Annotated in this window: 7 protein-coding genes; all 7 read left to right on the top strand. The window is 73.2% G+C overall.

The features are described 5' to 3' along the window. Positions 1-8,308: type I polyketide synthase (locus KUM32_RS43570; RefSeq protein WP_302185157.1), on the top strand; the 8,308-nt coding region annotated here is incomplete at its 5' end. Beyond that, complete coding sequence (locus tag KUM32_RS18640; RefSeq protein ID WP_374227531.1) at positions 8,293-14,337, top strand: SDR family NAD(P)-dependent oxidoreductase; 6,045 nt, start codon at positions 8,293-8,295, stop codon at positions 14,335-14,337. The genes KUM32_RS43570 and KUM32_RS18640, both read left to right, overlap by 16 nt. Next, positions 14,334-15,107 (top strand): thioesterase II family protein, encoded by a 774-nt coding sequence (locus KUM32_RS18635; protein ID WP_217143046.1) that lies wholly within the window; start codon positions 14,334-14,336, stop codon positions 15,105-15,107. Before KUM32_RS18640 ends, KUM32_RS18635 begins: the two co-directional genes overlap by 4 nt. A 67-nt stretch (positions 15,108-15,174) precedes the next feature. Continuing rightward, on the top strand, positions 15,175-16,344 hold the full coding sequence (locus KUM32_RS18630; protein ID WP_254405776.1) for a sulfotransferase: 1,170 nt from the start codon (positions 15,175-15,177) through the stop codon (positions 16,342-16,344). Next, positions 16,341-17,036, top strand: a complete 696-nt coding sequence (locus tag KUM32_RS18625) for a 4'-phosphopantetheinyl transferase superfamily protein (protein WP_308408677.1) — start codon at positions 16,341-16,343, stop codon at positions 17,034-17,036. Before KUM32_RS18630 ends, KUM32_RS18625 begins: the two co-directional genes overlap by 4 nt. 98 nt (positions 17,037-17,134) lie before the next feature. Beyond that, complete coding sequence (ccrA, locus tag KUM32_RS18620; protein WP_217143045.1) at positions 17,135-18,481, top strand: crotonyl-CoA carboxylase/reductase; 1,347 nt, start codon at positions 17,135-17,137, stop codon at positions 18,479-18,481. A 2-nt stretch (positions 18,482-18,483) separates the two neighbouring features. Continuing rightward, positions 18,484-19,479, top strand: coding sequence for a 3-oxoacyl-ACP synthase III family protein (locus KUM32_RS18615; RefSeq protein WP_217143044.1), 996 nt, complete (start codon positions 18,484-18,486; stop codon positions 19,477-19,479). The last annotated feature ends 165 nt before the right edge of the window (positions 19,480-19,644 follow it).

Here is a 19,644-nt window from a genome sequence, read left to right as displayed (position 1 = left end):
GATCTTTGCGCTTGAGGTGGCGTTGTTGGCTCTGGTGCGTTCGTGGGGGCTGGAGCCGGATGTGGTGGCGGGGCATTCGGTGGGGGAGGTCACGGCCGCGTATGCGGCGGGTGTGCTGAGTCTGGCTGATGCTGCTGCTTTGGTGGCTGCTCGGGGTCGGTTGATGCAGGGGCTTCCGTCTGGTGGTGTGATGTGGGCGGTGGGGGCGTCGGAGGCGGAGGTGCGGGAGGCGTTTCCGGGGCTTGATATTGCGGCGGTGAATGGGCCGTCGTCGGTGGTGGTGTCGGGTCTGGCGGCGGATGTCGGGCGGGTGGCCGGGCGGGGTTGGAAGACGTCGCGGTTGCGGACGAGTCATGCGTTTCATTCGCGGTTGATGGAGCCGATGCTCGAGGAGTTCGCTCGGGTCGTGCGTGGGCTGCGTTTCAGTGAGCCGACGCTGGCGGCGGTGTCGACGGTGACGGGTGCCATGGTCACTGCCGGTCAGTGGTCGGATCCGGAGTACTGGGTGCGGCAGGTGCGTGAGCCGGTCCGGTTCGCTGATGCCATGGCCGCTTGGGATGCGGATCGTGTGCTGGAGCTGGGCCCGGACAGTGTCCTCACCACGCTGATCGGTGAGACGAGCCCGGACACGGCCGCCGTGGCCGCGCTGCGCCGCGACCGGCACGAGGTCACCACCCTGCTCACCGCGATCGGTGAGCTGTTCGTCCACGGCCGGCCCGTGGACTGGCGGGCCGTCCTCGGCGATACCGAGACCCGCGTGGTCGACCTGCCCACCTACCCCTTCCAGCACCGGCGTTACTGGCCCCGGCCGCGCACCGGCGGCCACCAGGACGCCATCGGCCTGGGCCTCACCGAGACGGGACACCCGCTGCTCGGTGCGGCCGTCGAGGCCCCCGACGCGGCGACGATGCTGCTGACCGGCCGGGTGTCGCTGCGTACCCACCCGTGGCTGGCCGACCACGTCGTACTGGGGCGCGTCATCGTGCCCGGCACCGCGTTCGCCGAGATGGCGCGCGCGGCCGGTGAGCGGGCCGGTCTCCCGGTCGTCGAGGAACTCCTGCTCCAGACCCCGCTGCCGCTGCCCGAACGCGGTGGTGTCCAGCTCCGGGCCACGCTCGCCGAGCCTGACACCGGCGGCCGACGCGCGGTGACGATCCACGCCCGTACCGAGGACGAGGACACCTGGACGACACACGCGACCGGCATCCTGGCCGCCCAGGACGGCCGGGCCCACGTCGACGTCGACCTGGCCTCCTGGCCGCCGGCCGACGCCGACCCGCTCGACCTGTCCGGTTTCTACCAGGGCACGGCCGCCGACGGACTCGCCTACGGCCCGGCGTTCCAGGGCCTGCGGGCCGTCTGGAAGCGCGGCGAAGAGGTGTACGTCGAGATCGAGTCGGACCACACGACCACCGGGTACGACCTGCATCCCGCCCTGTTCGACGCCGTACTGCACGCGATCGCCGCGGGCGGCCTGTTCAGCGACGGCGACACCCGACTGCCGTTCGCCGTCACAGGGTTCCGGACGTTCGCGCCGGCGGGCACCCGACTGCGGGCACACCTGACCAGGACCGACGGCGCCGATACGGTGCGGCTGCTGCTCGCCGACCTGTCTGGCACGCCGGTCGCCGAGGTCGACGGTCTGGTACTGCGACCGGTCGCGGCTGCCCAACTGGGCGCTGCCGAGGCCGACCGGTTGCTCTACGCGGTGGAGTGGGTGCCGGAGGAGGGGGTGGCTGCGGCGGTCGAGGCTCCGGTGGTGATCAAGCTGGGTGATGCTCTTCCGGCTCCGGTGTCTGTGGTGTTGGTGGATGCGTCGGTTCCGGGTTCGGCTCGGGATCGGTCGGTGGCTCTGCTGGGGTTGCTTCAGGGGTGGCTGGCCGATCCCGCGTGGGCTGGTTCGCGGTTGGTGGTGCGGACGTTCGGTGCGGTGGGTGAGGAGGTCACGGATCCGGACGGTGCGGCGTTGTGGGGTCTGGTGCGGTCGGCGCAGTCGGAGCATCCGGATCGTATTCATCTGCTGGATGCGTCGGAGGATGTGTGGTGTCCGGTGCCGCAGGCGGTGTTGCGGGACGGGGTGGTGAGGGTTCCGCGTCTGGTCCGGGTGAGGTCTGCGGGGGTGCCTGGGTTCGGTGGTGGGGCGGTGGTGGTCTCCGGGGCGTCGGGGACGTTGGGTCGTCTGGTCGCTCGTCATCTGGTGGAGGCGCATGGGGTGCGTCGTCTGGTGCTGCTGTCCCGTTCGGGTGGGGTGGTGGAGGTCGAGGGTGCGGAGGTGCGTGCGGTCGCGTGTGATGTGGCTGATGCGGATGCTGTGGCGGTGGCTCTGCGGGGTGAGAGGGTCACGGGGGTGGTGCATGCGGCGGGTGTGCTGGATGACGGTCTGCTGACTGATCTGTCTGCGGAGCGGTTGGATGCGGTCTTCGGTGCGAAGGTGGACGCGGCCCGTAACCTTCTCGCGGCGACCGAGGGTCAGGATCTTGCGGCGTTCGTGTTGTATTCGTCGGCTGCGGGTCTGTTCGGCAATGCGGGTCAGGCGAACTACGCGGCGGCGAACGCGTTCCTGGATGCCTATGCGAGCAGTCTGCGTTCCGGGGGTGTTCCGGCGACGTCACTCGCGTGGGGTCTGTGGGACGCCGGTATGGGCGAGAGCTTGTCGGATGTGGACCGGGATCGTATGCGGCGCGGTGGCATCCTGCCGTTGACCGTGGAACAGGGCCTGGCCGCCTTCGACGCCGCACTCGGCACCGGTCGCGCGGCCGTCGCGCCGCTCGCCCTGGACACCGCCTCCCTGCGCGAGGCCGCCGCCGCCGGGCTGCTGCCGCCTGTGCTGGCGAGTCTGGTCCGGGTACCGGTCCGCAAGCAGGCGGACACGGCGCTGGGCCGGCGCCTGGCCGGTCTGCCCGTGCAACAGCGCGAGCGGGCCGTGCTCGACCTGGTCCGCACGCACGTTGCCGCGGTCCTCGACTATGCGGGCCCGGAAGCCGTCGAGGACGAGCGCGCCTTCAGCGAACTGGGCTTCGACTCGCTCATCGCGGTCGACCTGCGTAACCGGCTGGCGACCGTCACCGGATTGCGCCTGCCCTCGACGCTGGTCTTCGACTACCCCAACGCGCTCTCGTTGGCCGAACACCTCACCACCGAACTCTCCGGAGCCGTCGCCGCCGCCACTCCCGCGGCGACCACCACCGTGTCCTCCGACGAGCCGATCGCGATCGTCGGTATGGCCTGCCGTTACCCGGGCGGGGTGAGCAGCCCGGACGAGCTGTGGGATCTGGTCGCCAACGGCCGTGACGGCATCGTGCCCTTCCCGGAGGACCGGGGTTGGGACGTCGAGGCGCTCTACCACCCGGACCCCGACCACCCCGGCACCTCGTACGCCCGGGAAGGCGGATTCCTCTCCGGCGCCGCGGACTTCGACCCGGATCTGTTCGGGATCTCGCCGCGCGAGGCCCTCGCCATGGACCCGCAGCACCGCCTGCTGCTCGAATCCTCGTGGGAGGCGTTCGAACGTGCCGGAATGAACCCGATGGGGCTGCGCGGCTCGCGGACCGGCGTTTTCGTCGGCGTCATGTACGACGACTACGCCATGGTGCTGGGCGCCTCCGACGAGGGGACCGAGGGCTTCATCGGGACCGGCGGCAGTGTGGCGTCGGGGCGTGTGTCGTACACGTTCGGTCTTGAGGGGCCGGCGGTGACGGTGGATACGGCGTGTTCGTCGTCGTTGGTGGCGTTGCATCTGGCGGTGCAGGCGCTGCGCAACGGTGAGTGCGACGCGGCGCTGGCCGGTGGTGTGACGGTGATGTCCACGCCGAACACGTTCGTCGGGTTCTCGCGGCAGCGGGGTCTGGCGGCCGACGGGCGGTGCAAGTCGTTTGCGGAGGGCGCGGACGGCACCGGCTGGGGCGAGGGCGTGGGCATGCTGCTGGTGGAGCGGCTGTCGGATGCCGAGCGTCTGGGGCATCGGGTGCTGGCGGTGGTGCGGGGCAGTGCGGTCAACCAGGACGGTGCGTCGAACGGGTTGACGGCTCCGAACGGTCCTTCGCAGCAGCGGGTGATCCGGGCTGCGCTGGAGGCTGCTGGTCTGGCACCGCGTGATGTGGATGTGGTGGAGGCGCACGGTACGGGTACGGCGTTGGGTGATCCGATCGAGGCGCAGGCGTTGCTGGCGACGTACGGGCAGGACCGTGCGGGCGGTGAGCCGTTGTGGCTGGGTTCGGTGAAGTCCAACCTGGGGCATACGCAGGCGGCTGCGGGCGTGGCCGGGGTCATCAAGATGGTGCAGGCGATGCGGCACGGGGTGCTGCCCCGTACCCTGCATGTCGACGCGCCGTCGTCGCAGGTGGACTGGGCCTCGGGTGCGGTGGAGCTGCTGACCGAGGAACGGCCGTGGGATGTCGAGGGCCGGCCGCGGCGTGCGGCGGTGTCGTCCTTCGGCATCAGCGGCACCAACGCCCACGTCATCCTCGAAGCCCCGGCCCGGCAGCCCGCGCCGGCCCCCGTCGCCGGGCTGCCGGTCGTCCCCGTGGTGCTCACCGCCGCCGACGCGGCCGGTCTGCACGCTCAGGCCGAACGGCTGCACAGCGCGATCGCGCCGGACGAGCCACTGGACCGCATCGGCCGCTCCCTGGCCGGTCGTGCGACCCTGCGTCACCGAGCGATGATCCTCGCCTCCGACCATCGCGCGCTGAACGACCTCGGTACGGCAGCGCAGTTCGGAGAAGCACACCACACCACCCTGGCGATGGTGTTCACCGGTCAGGGTGCGCAGCGGGTCGGTATGGGCCGGGAGTTGTATGAGGCGTTTCCGGTGTTCGCGGCGGCTTATGACGAGGCGTGCGAGGCTTTGGGTCTTTCGCTGGGTGGTCTCGATGCGGCGCGGTTGGAGGAGACGGGCTGGGCGCAGCCGGCGGTCTTCGCGCTTGAGGTGGCGTTGTTGGCGCTGGTGCGTTCGTGGGGGCTGGAGCCGGATGTGGTGGCGGGTCATTCGGTGGGGGAGGTCGCGGCCGCGTATGCGGCCGGGGTGCTGACCTTGGCGGATGCGGCGTCGTTGGTGGCTGCGCGGGGCCGGTTGATGCAGGGGCTTGCGTCTGGTGGGGCGATGTGGGCGGTGGGGGCGTCGGAGGCGGAGGTGCGGGAGGCGTTCCCGGACCTTGACATCGCGGCCGTGAACGGGCCGGAGGCCGTGGTGGTGTCCGGTGTCGAGGAGGCGGTCGAGGGGGCGGTCGGTGAGGTGGCCGGGCGGGGGTGGAAGACGACTCGGCTGCGGACCAGCCATGCGTTCCACTCCCGTCTGATGGAGCCGATGCTGGACGACTTCCGTGCGGTGGTGGAGACGCTTGCGTTCGCGGAGCCGGTGCTCCCCGCTGTCTCCACGGTGACGGGTGCCCTGGTCACTGCCGGTCAGTGGTCGGATCCGGAGTACTGGGTGCGGCAGGTGCGTGAGCCGGTCCGGTTCGCCGACGCGGTCGCCGCCCTGGACGCGGGCCGGGTCCTGGAACTCGGCCCGGACGGGATACTCACCGGACTCGTCGCCGGTCTCCGCCCCGAGCTGACCGCGGTGACCGCCCTCCGCAAGGACCGACCCGAGACGCACACGCTGCTCACCTCGGTCGGGACCCTCTTCGTGGAGGGCCAGCACGTCGACTGGACGGCGGTGCTCGGCACCGGCCCGCGTGCCGACCTGCCCACCTACGCCTTCCAGCACCGCAGGTTCTGGCCCCGCCCGCGCACCGGCACCGCCGGTGACGTCACCGGCCTCGGCCTCACCGGCACCGGCCACCCGATCCTCGGTGCGGCCGTCGCCTTGCCGTCCGGCGACAACGTCTTCACCGGGCAGCTCTCCGCACGTACGCACCCCTGGCTCCGCGATCACGCGGTCGCCGGCCGTACGGTCGTCCCGGGCACCGCGCTGGTCGAGATGGCGCTCACCGCCGGGGACCGGGCCGGGCTGCCGGTCCTGGACGAACTGCTGCTCCAGGCGCCGCTGGCCCTCGGAGACCAGGGCGGAATCCAGGTCCGGGTCACCGTGGCCGCACCCGACGCCGGCCGCAGCGCCGTGACGATCCACTCGCGGACCGACGAGGACGAGGCGTGGACGCTCAACGCCGAAGGCCTGCTGACCGACGACACCGCACCGTGGCCGGACACCAGCGCACTCATGACCTGGCCGCCCGAGGACGCGGACGAGATCGACGTCACCGGGTTCTACGAGACGGCAGCCGCCGGAGGGCTGGACTACGGGCCGGCGTTCCAGGGACTGCGGCGCGTGTGGCGACGCGGCGAGACGGTCTTCGCCGAGGTGGAGGCGGATGACCCGGCCACCGGATACACCCTGCATCCGGCGCTCTTCGACGCGGCACTGCACGCCATCGGCGCGGGCGGCGTGCTCCCGGCCGACGGCGGTGTGCGCCTCCCGTTCGGCTTCACCGGCGTCCGGATGGCGGGAACGGTGGGGACGACCGGCCTGCGGGTCGAGATGACCGCCGCGCCCGGAGCCGACACCGTCCGGCTCTCGTTGGCTGATGCCTTGGGCAACCCGGTGGCGGCCGTCGACGGCCTCGCTCTGCGTCCCGTCGCCCCGGCACAGTTCGGTGGTCTCGCCGACCGTCTGCTGTTCGGTGTGGAGTGGGTGCGGCAGGAGGTTTCCCCGGCCGCGGAGGTTCCGGTGGTGGTCAGGCTGGGTGACGCGCTCCCGGCGCCGGCGCCCGTGGTCTCGGTCGACGCGACGGCGTCCGGCCCGGCCCGGGACCGGGCCGGTGCTCTGCTGGCGTTGTTGCAGGGCTGGCTCGAGGATCCCGCGTGGGCGGGGTCCCGGATGGTGGTGCGCACGTACGGTGCGGTCGGTGACGAGGTGACCGATCCGGACGGTGCCGCGTTGTGGGGTCTGGTCCGTTCGGCCCAGTCGGAACACCCGGACCGTGTCCACCTGCTGGACGCCTCCGCCGACGCCTTCTACCCCGTACCCGAGGCAGTGGTGCGTGAGGGTGTGCTCACCGTTCCCCGTCTGACGCGGCTCAAGGCCTTGCAGCCGGTCGTGTTCGGTGAGGGCGCGGTCGTGGTCACCGGTGCCACCGGCACCCTGGGCCGTCTCATCGTCCGCCACCTCGTGGACGTACATGGGGTGCGGCGTCTGGTGCTGCTGTCCCGCTCCGGTGGGTCGGTGGAGGTCGAGGGTGCGGCAGTGCGGGCGGTGGCGTGTGACGTGGCGGACGCGGATGCCGTGGCCGACGCGTTGCGGGGGGAGACGGTCACGGCGGTCGTGCATGCGGCGGGTGTCCTGGACGACGGTCTGCTGAGCGGTCTGACCCCGGAGCGGCTGGACGCTGTCTTCCGTGTGAAGGTGGACGCGGCCCGCAATCTGCTCGCGGCGACCGAGGGTCAGGATCTTGCGGCGTTCGTGTTGTATTCGTCGGCTGCGGGTCTGTTCGGCAATGCGGGTCAGGCGAACTATGCGGCGGCGAACGCGTATCTGGACGCTTATGCCACCCGTCTGCGTTCCGGGGGTGTTCCGGCGACGTCACTCGCGTGGGGTCTGTGGGATGCGGGCATGGGCGAGGCCCTCACCGGCACCGGCCGGGACCGTATGCGGCGCGGCGGCATCCTGCCCCTCACCGCCGAACAGGGCCTCGCCGCCTTCGACGCCGCACTCGGCACAGCGGCTCCTGTGGTCGCCCCCCTGGCCCTCGACACCACCGCACTCGGGCAGGCCGCCGAGGCCGGGCTGCTTCCCCCGCTGCTGGCCGGGCTGGTGCGCGCGCCGCGCAGCCGTCGGGCCGTGCCCGCCGGGCCGACGCTGGGCAAGCGACTGGACGGGCTGTCCGCCGAGGACCAGGACCGGGTCGTGCTCGAAGCCGTCCAGGCTCAGGTCGCGGCCGTGCTGGGGCACGACTCGGCTGCCTCCGTACCGGCCGAACGGGCCTTCAGCGAGCTGGGCTTCGACTCTCTGACCGCCGTCGAGCTGCGCAACCGGCTGATGGCCGCGACCGACCTGAGACTGCCGTCCACGCTGGTCTTCGACTACCCGAACGCCGGCGCGCTCGCCGCGTACCTCACCGAACGGCTGCGACCCGCGGTGGTGTCCCCGGCCGACGCGCTGCTGGCCGAACTCGACCGGCTGGAACAGGGGCTGCGGGCAGCACCGGCCGACGACGAGGAGCGGTCCCGGGTGACCGCCCGGCTGCACGGTCTGCTGGCCGTCTGGCAGGGCGAGGGCACGGGCGGCGCCGGTGCCGGACTGGCCCGGGACCTGGAGACCGCCACCGACGACGAGATGTTCGACCTGCTCGGCAAGGAATTCGGAATCTCCTGACCCGGCGCGGCGAAGAGAGGCGACAGCACATGAGCGAGCCAGGGCAGGTCCCCGAGGACCGGCTGCGCTACTTCCTGAAGAGAGTCACCGCCGAGCTGCACGACACCCGTGAGCTGCTGCGCGGGGCCGAGCAGGCCGCGTCCGAGCCGATCGCGATCGTCGGCATGGCCTGCCGGTTCCCCGGCGGAGTCGGTTCCCCGGAGGACCTGTGGGAGCTGGTGGCGGAAGGACGGGACGCGATCGGGACGTTCCCGACCGACCGGGGCTGGGACGTGGAGAACCTGTACCACCCCGACCCCGACCACCCCGGCACCACCTACTCCCGCGACGGCGGCTTCCTCACCGGCGCCGCGGACTTCGACCCGGCGGTGTTCGGCATCTCGCCGCGCGAGGCTCTCGCGATGGACCCGCAGCACCGGCTGCTCCTCGAGACGTCCTGGGAGGCGCTGGAACGGGCGGGGCTGGACCCGCTGGGCATGCGCGGCGCGCGCGCCGGGGTGTTCGTCGGCATCATGTACCACGACTACGCGCAGGTGATGGGCGCGTCCGTCGAAGCCGCCGAGGGCTTCCTCGGTACCGGCGGCAGCATCGCCTCGGGGCGGATCGCCTACACCTTCGGCCTGGAGGGTCCCACCGTCACCGTCGACACGGCCTGCTCGTCGTCGCTGGTGTCGTTGCACCTGGCGGTGCAGGCGCTGCGCAACGGCGAGTGCGACACCGCGCTGGCCGGTGGCGTGACCGTGATGGCCACACCGAACACCTTCGTCGGGTTCTCGCGGCAGCGGGGCCTGGCCACCGACGGCCGCTGCAAGTCCTTCGCCGAGGGCGCGGACGGCACCGGCTGGGGCGAGGGCGTGGGCATGCTCCTGGTCGAGCGGCTCTCCGACGCCCGACGGCACGGACACCCGGTGCTCGCCGTCGTCCGGGGCAGTGCCGTGAACTCGGACGGCGCCTCCAACGGGCTGACGGCGCCGAACGGTCCCGCACAGCAGCGGGTGATCCGGGCCGCGCTCGCCAACGCACGGCTCGGACCCGGCGACGTGGACGCCGTCGAGGCGCACGGCACGGGCACGCCGCTGGGGGACCCGATCGAGGCGCAGGCGCTGCTCGCGACATACGGCCAGGAGCGGTCCGGCGCACCCCTGTGGCTCGGCTCCCTGAAGTCGAACCTCGGCCACACCCAGGCCGCCGCCGGTGTGGCCGGTGTCATCAAGATGGTCCAGGCGATGCGGCACGGCCGGCTGCCCCGCACCCTGCACGCGGACACGCCGTCCTCGCAGGTGGACTGGGCCTCCGGGGCGGTGGAGCTGCTGACCGAGGAACAGGCGTGGGACGTCGGCGGCCGGCCCCGGCGCGCGGCGGTGTCCTCCTTCGGCATCAGCGGCACCAACGCCCACGTCATCCTCGAAGCCCCGGCGGAGGACGCCCCGGAGCCGGTGGCCACACCTGAACCGCCCGCGCTCCCGGTGACCCCGCTCGTCCTGACCGCGGCCGACGCCACCGCCCTGCGCGCCCAGGCCACCCGCCTGGCCGACCACCTCGTCACCCACCCCGACGCACCCCTGCCCGAGACCGCCCGCACGCTCGCCGGCCGCTCCCGCCTCCCGCACCGGGCCGTCGCCCTCGGCCGCGACCGGGCCGAACTGACGGCCGCGCTGGCCGACGGTGACGGCGGCGGCACCGTCCGCGGCACCGCCCGCCCCGGTCGGCTCGCCGTCCTCCTCACCGGCCAGGGCGCCCAGCGCACCGGTATGGGCCGCGAGCTGTACGCGGCGTTCCCGGCGTACGCGGCGAAGTTCGACGAGGTGTGCGCCCTGCTCGACCTGCCGCTGCACGACCTGCTGGACGACGAGGGACAGATTCACCGCACCGGCGTCGCCCAGCCCGCGCTGTTCGCCGTCGAGGTCGCGCTGCTGGCGCTGCTGGAGCAGTGGGGTGTCACACCGGACGTGGTCGCCGGGCACTCGGTCGGCGAGATCACCGCCGCGTACGCGGCCGGAGTCCTCACCCTGGCCGACGCGGCGACGCTGGTCGCCGCCCGCGGCCGGCTGATGCAGACACTGCCGGACGGCGGCGGGATGCTCGCGGTGCGCGCCACCGAGACCGACGTGCGGGCGGCGTTCGCGGACGTCGACGTGGCGGCCGTCAACGGACCGCACGCGGTGGTCGTCTCCGGGCCGCAGGCCGCCATCGAGCGGGCCGAGGCAGCCGCCGCCGAACGCGGCTGGAAGACCGGCCGGCTCCGCACCAGCCACGCCTTCCACTCCCGGCTCATGGAACCCGTACTCGCCGACTTCGCCAAGGTCGCCGCCGGGCTGACGTACGCAGAGCCGAGGCTCGCCGCCGTCTCCACGGTGACCGGGGCACCGGTGGTCCCCGACGAGTGGACGGACCCGGAGTACTGGGTGGAACAGATCCGTCGCCCGGTGAGGTTCGCGGACGCCGTGCGAGCCCTCCCGGGGCAGGGGGTCACCCGCGTCCTCGAGGTGGGCCCGGACGCCGTACTCACCACGCTGGTCCAGGACGTCGACGCCGACCTGACGGCCGTGGCGGCGCTGCGGCGCGGGCGTCCCGAAACGCGCACTCTCCTCACCTCTCTCGCCGCCCTCTTCGTCGACGGCGCCGACGTCGACTGGCGGGCCGTCGTCGGCGGCGCCGGCCACGCCGACCTGCCGACCTACCCGTTCACCCACCGCCGGCTCTGGCCCCGCCCCCGCCCCGCCGAGGCGGGTGACGCGCACAGCCTGGGCCTGGACCCCACCGGTCACCCGCTGCTCGGCGCCGCGGTCGACGTGCCGGACGCCGGCACCCTCGTCCTCACCGGCACGCTCACGGCGGCCGGACAGACCTGGCCGGCCGAGCACACCGTGCTGGGCCGCACCGTGCTGCCGGGCACCGCGCTGGTCGAACTGGCCCTGGCCGCGGGCGAGCGGGCCGGTGCGCCGGCCCTGGATGAACTCCTCCTCCAGGCCCCCCTCGTCCTGCCCTCCGGCGGCAGCGTCACCATCCGGCTCACCGTCACCGAGGACGACGACCGGCGCCCGCTCACCCTCCACTCCCGTACCGGCGACGGCGAACCCTGGGTCCTGCACGCCACCGGCGTCCTCTCCGCCGCCGAGCCCGGCGACATCGACGCAGACCTGATCAGCTGGCCACCGGCCGGCGCCGAGGAACTGCCCCTCACCGGGCTCTACGAGACCTTCGCCGACGCGGGCCTGGAGTACGGGCCCGCGTTCCAGGGGCTGCGGCGGCTGTGGCGGCGGGGAACGGAGGTGTTCGCCGAGGTACGGACCGACGTACCGGTGGACGGCTACGGCCTGCACCCGGCCCTCTTCGACGCGGTCCTGCACGCCATCGGCCCGGCGGCACTGCTGCCGGGGGACGGTCTGCGGCTGCCGTTCGCGTTCTCCGGGGTGCACCGGTTCGCCCCGGCCGGTACCGCGCTGCGGGTGCGGCTGACGGCCGGGAGCGGTACCGACACCGTACGGCTCACGCTCGCCGATCCGACCGGACTGCCGGTCGCCCTTGTCGAACGGCTCACCCTGCGGCCGGTCACCGCCGAGCAACTGGGCGGGGGCGCTGCCGCCGACCGGGTGCTGCACGGCGTCGACTGGGTGCCGCGGGACGCGCCGGGCACGGCACCGGACGCGGTGATCCCGCTCGGCGCCCCGCTGCCGACGGAGCCTGCCGCGGTGCTGCTGGTGGACGCCACCGCGCCCGGTCCCGCCGGCGACCGCGCCGCCGCCCTGCTCACCCTCCTCAAGTCCTGGCTCGCCGCCCCCGCCTGGGCCGACTCCCGCCTGGTGGTCCGCACGTGCGGCGCGGTCGGCGACACGGTCACCGACCCGGACGGCGCCGCCCTGTGGGGCCTCGTCCGGTCCGCACAGGCCGAACACCCGGGCCGGGTCGCCCTGTTGGACGCGGTGCAGAACATCGTCCGCCCGGTGCCGCAGGCGCTGGTGCGGGACGGGGAGGTGAGAGTGCCGCGCCTCGTACGGATCGACGGTGCGCCCGGGGCCCGCCTCGGCGACGACGGGACCGTGGTCGTCACCGGCGCCACCGGCACCCTCGGCCGCCTGCTCGTCCGGCACCTGGTGGAGAAGCACGGCGTACGCCGCCTGCTGCTGCTGTCCCGGTCGGGCGGAAGCCTGGACATCGACGGGGCCCGGGTGCGTGCGCTCGCCTGTGACGTGGCGGACGCGGAAGCCGTGGCCGAGGCACTGCGGGACGAGCCGGTGACCGCCGTGGTCCACGCCGCCGGAGTCCTCGACGACGCGCTGCTCACCGACCTGACCCCCGAGCGCCTCGACGCCGTCTTCCGCGCGAAGGTGGACGCCGCCCGCAACCTCGCTGCCGCGACGAGCGACCGTGAGCTGCGCGCGTTCGTCCTCTACTCGTCGGTCGCCGGCGTCCTCGGCAACCCGGGTCAGGCCAACTACGCCGCCGCCAACGCCTTCCTCGACGCCTACGCCACCCAGCTGAGAACAGCCGGTGTCCCGGCGACGTCACTGGCCTGGGGACTGTGGGACGGCGGAATGGGGGAGACCCTCACCGACGCCGACCAGCGGCGGCTGCGCCAGGGCGGCATCGTCCCGCTCACCGCCGCACAGGGCCTCGCCGCCTTCGACGCCGCGCTGGCCGGCCCCCGCCCACTCGTCGTCCCCGTGGCCCTCGACGCGGCGGGGCTGCGCGCCGCCGGGGCCGCCGGGGCCCTCCCGCCGGTCCTCGACGGGCTCGCCCCCGCAGGTCGGCCCGGCGGTCCCGGTGGCGGCGTACCGGACCAGCAGGCACTCGCCGCCTTCCAGCGCCGCCTGGCCCGACTGCCCGGCGAGGAACGCCACGCGGCGCTCACCGACCTCGTGGCCCGCCAGTCCGCGATCGTCCTGGGCCACACCAGAACCGAAGGCCACACCACGGAAGGCCACACCAGAGCCGAAGGCCACACCGGGGCCGAAGGCCATGAAGAGTCTTCCGACACCCTCGACCCGCACGGCCCCTTCCTGGAGGCCGGTTTCGACTCGCTCACCTCGGTCGAACTGCGCAACCGGCTGAGCGCGGCCACCGGACTCCGGCTGCCGACCACCCTCCTCTTCGACCACCCCACCCCCGGCGCCCTGGTGACGTACCTCACCACCCGTTTCACGACGCCGGACGACCCCGCGCCGCAGGAGACCACCGGCACCCTCGGCACCCTGTTCCGGGAAGCCTCCGCCGCCGGGCGCAGCGGCGACTTCTTCGGCGTCCTGGTCGCCGCCTCCCAGTTCCGCCCGGCCTTCCGCGACAGCGGCGAACTGCCCGCACCCGTCCCCGTCGTACGGCTTTGCGAAGGCGCGGACGACGACGCGCCGGGGCTGGTCTGCCTGCCGTCCATCCTGGCCATCTCCGGCCCGCACCAGTACGTCCGGTTCGCCGGAGCGCTGCGCGGCCGGCGCGGCGTCACCGCGGTCGCCGCACCCGGCTTCGGCCGCGGCGAACCCCTGCCCGCCACCGTCGAGGCGGTGGTCACCGCCCAGGCCGAGGCGATTCTCGCGCACACCGGTGGGGCACCGTTCGCACTGGTCGGACACTCGTCCGGCGGTATGCTCGCGCACGCTGTCGCCGCCGAACTCGAACGCGTCGGCACCACCGTCACCGCCCTCGTCCTGATCGACATCTACTCCCACGACATCGAGGCGCTCGCCGGCATCCAGCCGGTGCTCAGCGCCGGCATGATCGAACGGGAGGACGGTTACGTCCCCATGGACGACACCCGGCTGACCGCCATGGGCGGGTACGTCCGCCTCTTCCACGGCTGGCAGCCGGCCCCGGTCCAGGCGCCCACCCTGCTCGTCCGGGCCACCGAGCCGATGTTCGGCTGGTCCCGGGACGGTGACTGGCGTTCCTCCTGGAGCCTGCCGCACACGGCCCTGGACACCCCCGGCAACCACTTCTCGGTCATGGAGGAGCACGCCGCCACCACCGCACGGACCGTCGACGCATGGCTGTCCGCCGTTCCCGCCGCACCCGACCCGAAAGCGACCTCCCGATGAGCAACGCAGCCCACGCCACCAACGCCGCCTACGACAACCCGTGGATCCGCCGGTTCCACCACGAGCCGAGCCGGGTCACCCTCGTCTGCTTCCCGCACGCCGGCGGCTCGGCCAGCTTCTTCTACCCGGTCTCCGACGCCCTCCAGTCCACCGTCGAGGTGGTGGCGATCCAGTACCCCGGCCGCCAGGACCGGCGCCAGGAACGGCCGTTGACGTCGATCGCCGAGCTGGCCGACGAGTCGTTCGCCGCGCTGCGCCCGCTGATGGACCGGCCGCTGGCCTTCTTCGGCCACAGCATGGGCGCCACGCTGGCCTTCGAGGTCGCGGTACGGATGAAGCGCGAGCAGCTCGGCGCTCCGCTCACCCTGTTCGCCTCCGGCCGTCGCGCCCCCTCCCGGCACCGGGACGAGACCGTGCACCGGCTCGACGACGACGGCATCGTCGCCGAACTGAAGAAGCTCAGCGGCACCGATGCCCGTATCCTCGGCGACCTGGAACTGCTGCGGATGATCCTGCCGGCGGTCCGCGGCGACTACACCGCCGCCGAGACCTACCGCTACCGGCCCGGCCCGGTCCTCGACTGCCCGATCGTCGCGCTCGTCGGCGACAGCGACCCGAAGGTCACCCTCGACGAGGCGAGTGCCTGGGCCGACCACACCACCGGCGGCTTCGAGCTGAGCGCCTTCCCCGGCGGCCACTTCTACCTCGCCGATCACCAGCGCGAGGTCATCAACCTCATCAGCGACGAACTGCTCTCCCTGACCTCCTGACAGGCCTGCTCACACACCTGCTCACACACCTACTGACTGACTTCCTGACTGACTTCTGAGGACGGCCATGCCCCCCACCTTCGTGATCAGCACCGGCCGGTGCGGATCCACGCTGGTCTCCCGGATGCTGCGCGCCCATCCCGAGGTGCTCAGCGTCAGCGAACTGCTCAGCACGGTCCGCAACCGCGGCGGCCTCGACGGCACCCCGGACGGCGCCGGGTTCTGGCGGATGCTGAGCGAGCCCGAGCCGGCCGTGGACGTCATGGCCGCCGAGAAACTCAACGTCTCCGAGCTGATCTACCCGTACGACACCGGCCGGTTCGACCCCGCCGAAGGCGTCCCGGCGATCTGCCACATGACGCTGCCGATGCTCACCGACGACCCGGACGCCCTGTACGACGAACTGGCCGCCGAGATACCGGGCTGGCCCGCCCGCCCGGTCGCCGACCAGTACCGGGCGCTCTTCGCCCACCTCGCCGGACGGTTCGGCCGGCCCGTGGTCGTGGAACGCTCCGGCGGGTCCCTGGAGATGCTGCCGCGGCTGCGCGAGCGGTTCCCCGAGGCGAGGTTCGTCTACCTCACCCGCGACGGCGCCGACTCCGCCCTGTCCATGAGCCGCCACCCCGGGTTCCGGCAGATGCTGCTGGGCCGGGAGGCCGCCCGGATCGCCGGCGTCGCCTCCCCGGAGCACCTCGGCCCCGACCAGTTCCGGCTGCTCCCGCCCGAGCTGGGCCGACTGCTGGCGACGCCGTCCGAACTCCCGCGGCTGATGCGGCGGGACATCCCGGTGACCGCGTTCGGCGCGCTGTGGGCGGCCCTGGTCCGCGAGGGCGCCGGCGAACTCCTGCGGCTGCCCGCCGACACCTGGATGATGACCACGTACGAGACCCTGGTCGCCGACGCGCCGGGGGAACTGACCCGGCTGGCCGCCTTCCTCGGGGTGCCGGCGTCCGCCGAGTGGCTGACCGAGGCCGCCGGTCTGGTCGACCCGGGACGCCGTGCCGCCTCGGCCCGCCTCGACCCGAGGCTGCTGACCGCCCTGCGGCGCTCCTGCGCCCCCGGAGCCGACGCCGACGCGATCCTCGCGGAGGCGGCCGGCACCGCCCGTACGCCCGGCACCGCCCGTACGCCCGGCACCGCCCGTACGCCCGGCACCGCCCGTACGCCCGGCGCCGCGGTGTCCGTGGCGGCCGCCGCGCCCTCCCCCGCAGCGGCCCGACCCGCCACCGCCCGGTGACGGCCGGCCGGCCGGCGACGACCGGACTGCTCCGCCGCGTCCTGCCCCCGCGGGCCGCGACCGACGAGACGTACACCGACCCGCCCGGCACCGTCCTCTTCCCGGCCGAGGAGGCGGTGATCGCACGGGCGGTGGACAAGCGCCGCCGCGAGTTCACCACCGTCCGCCACTGCGCCCGTACCGCGCTGGCCGGCCTCGGGGTGGCGCCCGCGCCGATCCTGCCGGGGGAGCGCGGTGCGCCGGCCTGGCCGGCCGGCATCGTCGGCAGCATGACCCACTGCGCCGGGTTCCGCGGCTGCGCGGTCGCCCACGCCCGCGACCTGCTCACCGTCGGCGTGGACGCCGAACCGGCCGCACCCCTGCCCGACGGAGTCCTGGACGCCGTCGCACTGCCGGCGGAACACCACGCCGTCCAGCGCCTGGGACGGGCCGCCCCGCACGTCCCCTGGGACCGGCTGCTGTTCAGCGCCAAGGAGACGGTCTACAAGGCGTGGTTCCCGCTGACCCACCGCTTCCTGGAGTTCCACGAGGCCCGCATCGAACTGGACCCGGCCGGCACGTTCACCGCGAAGCTCCTCGTCACGCCCCCGCACACCACCCCCCGCGCCCCGGACACGTTCACCGGCCGCTGGACCCAGGGCGACGGCCTGCTGATCACCGCGATCGCCGTGCCCGCCCAGGCCGGTGGCTAGGGGCGGCGCTGGGGTGTGACCCGGCGGCGTGCGCCCACATGATCGGCGCGGGGATGCCCGCCCCCTCCCCGGTTCAGACGCGATCGCGAGGACTACTCATGGACATCTTGGCCGAAGCGGTGCTCTCCGGTGCCCCACCGGAGGAACTCGGCGCGCTCCCGCTCCCGGACCGGTTCACCGCGGCACACCTGCGGGCCGAGGACGCCGGGATCTTCGACGGTGACCCCGACCCCGACGTCCGGCGTTCGCTGCACGTCGGACCCGTGCCGATGCCCGCGATCGCACCGGACGAAGTGGTCGTCGCGGTGATGGCCAGCTCCATCAACTACAACACCGTGTGGTCGGCGATGTTCCAGCCGATCTCGACGTTCACCGCGCTCAAGCGGTTCGCCCGGCAGGGCGGTTACGCGACCCGCCACGACCTGCCCCACCAGATCGTCGGCTCCGACGCCGCTGGCGTCGTGGTCCGGGTCGGCGACGGCGTACGGCACTGGAAGACCGGCGACCACGTCATGGTCAGCCCCGCCTACGTCGACGACCAGGACCCGGGCGCCCACGCCGACGGCATGATGGGCCCCGAGGGACGGGCCTGGGGTTACGAGACCAACTTCGGCGGCCTCGCCCACTACACGGTCGTGCGGGCCAGCCAGCTCGTGCCCAAGCCCCCGCACCTGACGTGGGAGGAGTCCGCCTCCATCACCCTGTGCGCGGGCACCGCCTACCGCATGCTGGTCAGCGACCGCGGCGCCCAGATCAAGCAGGGCGACGTCGTGCTCGTCTGGGGCGCGACCGGGGGCCTCGGCGGTTTCGCCGTCCAGATGGTCAAGAACGGCGGCGGCGTCGCCGTCGGCATGGTCAGCTCCGAGCGCAAGGCGGAGATCCTCCGCGCACAGGGCTGCGACGTCGTCATCGACCGGCGTGAGATCGGCATGGGCGACGGCACCGGCGACCCGGCGGACGCCATCGAGTACGGCAAGCGCATCGGCCGAAGAATCCGCGCCGAACTCGGCGAGGACCCCCGGATCGCCTTCGACTACGTGGGCCGGGCCACCTTCGGCACCTCCGTACACGTCGTCCGGCGCGGCGGCATCGTCGTCACCTGCGGCTCCAGCACCGGCTACCAGCACCAGTACGACAACCGCTACCTGTGGATGAACCTCAAGCGGGTCATCGGCAGTCACATCGCCAACCTCCAGGAACAGTGGGACACCGCCCGGCTGTTCCGCCAGGGCGGCCTGGTGCCGATCCTCACCGACCTCCACCCGCTGGCCGAGACCGGCGAGGCCCTGCGCCTCGTCCAGACCAACCGGCACATCGGCAAGGTCGGTGTCCTCTGCCTCGCCCCCACCGAGGGCCTGGGCGTGACCGATCCCGAGGCGCGGGCCCGGATCGGCGAGGAACGCCTCACCTCCTGGCGCCGCCACGCGACGACGGCGCGGGTGTGACCATGACCGGCATCGGCATCCTGGCCACCGGCTCCTACGTCCCCGAACAGATCGTCACCGGCGCGGACGTCGCCGGACCGGCCGGCGTCACCCCCGAGTGGATCGAACGCAAGACGCAGATCGTCACCCGCCGCTACGCCGCCCCCGACGAGGCCACCTCCGACCTCGCCGCCGAGGCCGCGAAGCGGACCCTGGAGCAGGCGGGCGTACCGGCCGAGGCGCTGCGCTACCTCATCGTCTCCACCTCCACCCCCGACTCCCCGCAGCCGCCCACCTCGTACCACGTCCAGAACGCCGTCGGCGCCCACCGCGCCGCCTGCTTCGACATCAACGTCGTCTGCAGCGGCTTCGTCTACGGCCTCGCCCTCGCCCGCGCCCTGGTCGCCCAGGAACCGGACGCCTACGCCCTGGTCATCGCCGCCGACGTGTACTCCCGCATCCTCGACGTCACCGACCGCAAGACGGTGGTCCTGCTCGGCGACGGCGCCGGGGCCGCCCTGGTCGGGGCCGTCCCCGCGGGCGGCTTCCTCGACGTCGAACTGTCCAGCCACGGCCACGCGCACGGACTGATCCGGGTGGACGCCGGCGGCAGCCGTGTCCCGACCACCCACGGGACCGTCGACAACGGCGACCACTTCTTCCGCATGAACGGCCGCGGCGTACGGGACTTCGTCATGGACAACGTCCCCGGCGCCCTCAGCACCCTCGTCGAGCGCACCGGCCACGGCCTCGCCGATGTCGACCACTTCGTACCGCACCAGGCCAACGGCGTCATGCTCAGCGAACTGGTGACCCGCGCCGGCCTCGACCACGCCCACACCCACCGGACCCTGGAACGCTACGGGAACACCGGCAGCGCCTCCGTCGCCCTCGCCCTCGACGACGCCAACCAGGGCGGTCACCTGCACGACGGCGACCTGGTGCTCCTCGCGGCGTTCGGCGGCGGCATGTCCCTCGGCGCCGCCGCCCTGCGCTGGACGACCACGGGACCGGCCTGACGACCACCGCTGACGGAAACCGTCCCCGTGGGCGAACGAGGCCGAGCTGCGTCTACGGGGCTCATCCGCGACGAGCGGCTGCGCGGGCACCTCCGGCTCCGGGGCCGGAGGCGTGACGCCGAGTGCGCCAAGCACTCGCGCCGCCCGGTACGACGTCGAGGGCGA

It is taken from the genome of Streptomyces sp. AC627_RSS907 (assembly GCF_019049165.1).
The sequence above is the reverse complement of the archived record's forward strand: the minus strand, read 5'-3'. Positions and strand labels throughout refer to the sequence as shown.